A 5,326-nucleotide genomic window follows, 5' to 3' on the forward strand; every position below is an offset into this window, starting at 1 on the left:
AATGAATCGTTTCATCTTCATGAACACCCGTTAATTAGTGATACTTAATTAACGTTTGAGGGTGCTTAGGTGTTTACAAAAACAGGGAGATTATTGGGGGTTTTTACACAGCCTCGGCCGAAAGCAGACTCCCAGTGCCAAAAGAAAAGCCACCCAAGAGGATGGCTTTGGTAACGATTTCAGCAATAAATAAGAGGATTACTTACTTCTTAGCGGTATTGATGCCTAGTATTGAGTAAGCTGGGCAGTTGCCGATCATTCCCGTTAATAAGGGAACGATGCCAATCCAAGCCCATGGGCCAGCGATACCAAAACCTGCTAAGCCCATTAGCGTGACGCCAACAGTCATTCGTAGAACCCGATCAGTATGTCCGATATTGCATTTCATATGAAGCTCCTTGTTTTACTTGGCAGCTTTGTCATTCTCTTTTGCTAGGCGCTGTCTTAATGCCTCATATAAGCATACGCCACTTGCAACAGATACATTCAAACTAGACACAACACCCTGCATAGGGATACGCACTAGCTCATCACAGGTTTCTTTTGTAAGGCGACGCATACCCTCGCCCTCAGCCCCCATCACGATGGCAATAGGCCCTGTGAGCTCGATGTCATAAATCGATTTTGTAGCCTCATCATCGGTGCCGATTAGCCAAACACCCGCTTCCTGCATCTCTTTCATACTTCGAACGAGGTTGGTAACCGTAATAACGGGTATCACTTCTGATGCCCCACTAGATACCTTGCTTACAGTGGCATTAATTGATGCAGAGCGATCTTTAGGGACTACAACAGCATCTACTCCAGCGCCATCTGCTACGCGCAGGCAAGCGCCAAAGTTATGGGGATCAGTAATGCCATCTAAAACCAGGAACAATGGCTTTTTCTGAGCACCCTCAGCATCTTCAACCGCTTCAGTAACAGTGCGTGCCACAGTCATTTTTTCAGCCAAGGCCACAACACCTTGGTGGCGATCATGTCCTGTTAGCTTATGCAAACGCTCGGCATCAGCGGCGTGTAAACGCTCACCTAAAATCTCTTCAGCCTGCTTTAGAAAATCCCCCATACGTCTATCACGACGACCGGAGTCAAAGTACACAGACTTCAAACTATCTGGATCAACTCGTAAGCGCGCTTGCACTGCATGAAATCCAACTAATATTTGCTTCATTTTCTTTTCTATTCTTTATTTGCGGCGTGCTTTAGTGCTGCGAACTGGAGGCTTGCTGCCTGCAGGCTTGCCGACGGTCCTACCAGTCTTTGCTTTGCCATTTTTGCGAGTGGCTTTACTCTTAGACTGGTTAGCTCCAAGCGTTCCAGCAGATTTAGCTGCATTGACATTGATGCCACTTGGCTTTTGTGGAACCTTGTTATCAGAACGACCTCTTTGAGGCGCTGCTTTTTTATTGGGTCTACCTGTATCCGTTGCCAATAGCAATTGACGACGATTGGAAGATCCGCCAGGCTCAGCACCAACGGATTTGACGAGACTAAATTCAATCTTGCGTGCATCCAAGTCAACCCGGCTGACCAATACATGCAAACGATCGCCTAAGCGATAGCGAATACCGGTACGCTCTCCACGCAATTCTTGGCGTGCCTCGTCATATTGGAAGTAATCTCCACCAAGCTCAGTGACATGCACCATACCTTCAACAAAGAGATTCTCTAGCTGAATAAATAAACCAAAGTTCGCAACGCCGGTGACAGTGCCAGCATATTCTTGACCTAAATGGTCACGCATGTAGTAACACTTGAGCCAAGCTTCTACATCACGTGAAGCTTCATCAGCACGACGCTCATTGGATGAGCAATGAACGCCTAATTGGCCCCAGATTGGCAATGCGGCGTTGGCACCCTTAGGTGGCTTAGTTCCTTTGGCTGCCCCTGCTTTGGCATCGCTTTGGGATTTCTTGGCATTGACTGCATTCTCACGACCTTTACCCTTACGCGGTAATGTGAGATTGAGTGGAACCTTCGGCGGTAATACCGGTACGTAAGGTTTTTTCTGAAGAATCGACTTGATCACGCGATGCGTTAGCAAATCAGGATAACGGCGGATCGGGCTTGTGAAATGAGAGTAAGCTGGGTAAGCCAAGCCAAAGTGGCCTTCGTTATCCGGCTGGTACATCGCTTGTTGCATCGAGCGCAATACCACTGACTGCAGCATATTGGCATCAGGTCGCTCTTTAATTTCACGCATTAATTTAGCGTAGTCACGTGGCTTAGGTTTTTCACCACCACCTAATGACAAGCCTGAGGTTCTCAGAACTTGACGCAAAGTAACCAACTTCTCTTCTGATGGCTCGCCATGCACGCGATAGAGGCTGAGGTGCTTATTTTTTTCAATAAAGTCAGCTGCACAAACGTTTGCGGTCAACATGCACTCTTCAATTAAGCGGTGAGCATCATTGCGAAGGCGTGGCTCAATGCGAAGTATCTTGCCAAGCTCATTACTAATGATTTGTGTTTCAGTTGTTTCAAACTCAATAGCGCCCCGCTTCTCACGAGCAGCCAATAGAATCTTGTAAAGAGAGTAAAGGTTGCCGAGTAATGGGCGGAACTGAGCAAAGCGTGTTGCCTCAGGGCCTTTGCTATTGGAGAGAATCTCCCAAACGGTATCGTAAGTAAAGCGCTGCGCCGAATGCATTACTGCTGGATAAAACTGGTAAGCCAACACAATACCGTTGTTATCTACAACGGAATCACACACCATACACAGGCGATCTACGCCTGGATTGAGAGAGCAAAGACCATTGGAGATCTTCTCAGGAAGCATTGGAATTACGCGTCTTGGGAAGTAGACTGAAGTAGCGCGCAATAAGCCCTCGTCATCCAATGGCTGACCTGGTTTGACGTAATGAGATACGTCAGCAATCGCCACGATCAAACGCCAGGCTTTGGTCTGGCCATACATGACCGGCTCACAGTAAACAGCATCATCAAAGTCACGTGCATCAGCACCGTCAATGGTGACCAAAGGCACATCACGTAAATCAACTCGGCCCTCTAGATCTGATTGCTGGACTGTATCTGGCAATGCTGCAGCCTCTTTCATGGCGGCGGCAGAAAATTCATGGGGGACGCCATACTTACGTACAGCGATTTCAATTTCCATACCGGGATCGTCAATTTCGCCCAATACTTCAACTACACGTCCAACTGCCTGACGATAACTATCTGGGTAATCAATAATCTCGACGCTGACAACCTGACCTAGCTTCGCTTGTCCTTGACCTTTAGGCGGAATCAAAATGTCATGACCAATGCGCTTATCTTCTGGCGCAACAATCAGAACACCGTTTTCATTTAAGAGACGACCAATCACTACTTTATTAGCGTGCAGAACTACTTCAACAATCTGCCCTTCTGGGCGACCACGTCGATCCGTTCCTAGCACCCTGACATTGACTCTGTCGCCGTGCATGACGCGTGACATTTCTCTTTCTGACAGAAAGATATCTTCGCCACCATCATCAGGAATGACAAATCCAAATCCATCTCGATGCCCTTGAACTGTTCCTAAGCGGTCAGCCTCACGTGGCATCAAGTCTTTTGCTTTACGCATTTAATTCCTTCGGCAATACATGCCCTGTATATATCTACTGATATCTATTTTTGTTATGAATAAGGCTACTGTATCAAACCACCAAGTCTGAAGGGGAAAAGCCAAATGGGGGTGGAAATGACCTCAAAACGTCCATCCCTCTATAATAAGGGCATGCCCAGGTGGCGAAATTGGTAGACGCACCAGCTTCAGGTGCTGGCGATCGTAAGGTTGTGGGGGTTCGAGTCCCTTCCTGGGCACCAAACAAGGTTTAACGGCTTTCTACGCCCGTTATTACATGGTCAGTATAAAGAAAACTGGCCGATTCTACATAAAACTACATAAAGTCTATATGGGGGTGCTTTCTTAGAATGCAACCCCGCCATTTTAAGATTTGCTTAGGAGTCACGATGGTCCCTGCAAGATCTCAAGCCCGCCAATTTTTTTTAAAATTTTTTCATTCATGAAGTTTAAAGACGGCCTAATGGTTCGGTCTTGTTGAGTTATTTTTTCAGGCAAATTGTTGTGAGATACAAGCCTTGGCCAGGGGTTGAGATTGCCGCCCTAATGCAGAACGGATTGATATCAAACTCTATAATGGGCACATGAAAAAACATCTTTTTGGTCTTGTCTGCGCCACCCTGTTAAGCAACTCCTACAGCGTCATTGCCGCCCCAGAATCTAGCAGCTCTAGCACCTCAAACATCAACTTCTTTGCGACCGTGAACAACACGATGCTGACAAAGGGCTTGCTAGATCTGAACGTGAAAGCTGCTGTAGCGCAAGGTCAAAAAAATACGCCTGAATTACAAAAGGCCTTGAAAGATGAGCTCATCAATCGCGAGCTCTTAGCCCAGCAGGCTGAGCGCATGGACCTTGAAAAAGGGATTGGCTTAGATGACCAATACACGCAGCTGCGCCAAACTCTCCTAATACAGGCTTTAGTAGAAAATCACTTTAAGCAGTCCCCTATTACCGATACCCAGCTGCGCCAAGAGTACGACCGCCAGCGCAAGCTTACCGGTGATGCTGCCTCAGGCTATCAGTACCGCATCAGCGAAATCGTTGTCAACAATGAATCCGATGCCATTGACCTCATTAATCGCATCAACAAAGGTGAACTGTTTGGTAAATTAGCCCAGCAGTACTCTATCGCTGAGGGCGCTAAGGGTAATGGCGGTCAACTGGGTTGGTTATATCCAGGGCAACTTAATCCAGAACTACAGCCGCTTGTTGCCAAGTTAAACAAGGGCGCAACTTATGGCGCACCCATCCAGGTACAAGGTGGCTGGGCCATTATTAAGTTGGATGACAAGCGCAACTACAAGCTGCCAGGATTTGAAGAGTCTAAACCCCAGCTACGCCAGGCCTATGTGCAGCAATACCTCGTTGAGACAGTGAAAGATCTGAGGGCTCGCGCGAGAATTACGCAGTAAGCATGGCAAGGGGCGATGCGGGATTAGGCCCCTTCTTTTTTCCGCAAAAATTGTGGGATGTAGACGCCATCATCAATGCTGCCTTGATCACCGCCCTGCTCTAATTGAACTCCCAAGACTTTGGCGTAGGCTTGAGCTGCAATTTCAATACTAGATTGGGCTCTAGCAAACGCTAGCGAATCCCCTCTTTCGATAGCGGTCAACAAGACTACCGAGAGATCACACTGCCGTGCCAGGATAGCTAAGTTATGCCCTTGCGATTCACGGACATCCCTTAGTTTTCTACCTATATTTTTGATGTGTTTTAGTGAACTTGTCATACTCATGCAAATCGACCGAGGGG

Annotated in this window: 5 protein-coding genes and 1 tRNA gene; 2 read left to right on the forward strand and 4 right to left on the reverse strand. The window is 47.3% G+C overall.

What is annotated here, in order from left to right; genetic code table 11:
• Positions 1-202: 202 nt before the first annotated feature.
• From VC188_RS09575 to rnr, 3 genes are read right to left on the reverse strand one after another with little or no spacing between them, the layout of a single operon-like run.
• Positions 203-388, reverse strand: a complete 186-nt coding sequence (locus tag VC188_RS09575) for a DUF2892 domain-containing protein (RefSeq protein WP_323483787.1) — start codon at positions 386-388, stop codon at positions 203-205.
• A 15-nt stretch (positions 389-403) separates the two neighbouring features.
• Positions 404-1,171: a 23S rRNA (guanosine(2251)-2'-O)-methyltransferase RlmB gene (gene rlmB, locus VC188_RS09580; protein ID WP_323483788.1), complete on the reverse strand. Its 768-nt coding sequence runs from the start codon at positions 1,169-1,171 to the stop codon at positions 404-406.
• A gap of 15 nt (positions 1,172-1,186) precedes the next feature.
• Positions 1,187-3,568: a ribonuclease R gene (gene rnr / locus VC188_RS09585; RefSeq protein WP_323483789.1), complete on the reverse strand. Its 2,382-nt coding sequence runs from the start codon at positions 3,566-3,568 to the stop codon at positions 1,187-1,189.
• A 155-nt stretch (positions 3,569-3,723) separates the two neighbouring features.
• Between rnr and VC188_RS09590 the strand changes: the two genes are divergently transcribed.
• Both VC188_RS09590 and VC188_RS09595 read left to right on the forward strand, forming a co-directional pair.
• Positions 3,724-3,810, forward strand: a tRNA-Leu gene (locus VC188_RS09590).
• Positions 3,811-4,152: 342 nt separating this feature from the next.
• Entirely contained in the window at positions 4,153-4,983 is an 831-nt protein-coding gene (locus VC188_RS09595) for a peptidylprolyl isomerase (protein ID WP_323483790.1), read from the forward strand.
• Positions 4,984-5,006: 23 nt separating this feature from the next.
• Here VC188_RS09595 and VC188_RS09600 read toward each other — a convergent pair whose 3' ends face one another.
• Positions 5,007-5,303, reverse strand: coding sequence for a helix-turn-helix domain-containing protein (locus tag VC188_RS09600; RefSeq protein ID WP_071465290.1), 297 nt, complete (start codon positions 5,301-5,303; stop codon positions 5,007-5,009).
• Between the last annotated feature and the right edge of the window lie 23 nt (positions 5,304-5,326).

The organism is Polynucleobacter sp. MG-28-Ekke-A2 (assembly GCF_035012985.1).
In the GTDB taxonomy this organism is placed as follows: Bacteria; Pseudomonadota; Gammaproteobacteria; order Burkholderiales; family Burkholderiaceae; genus Polynucleobacter.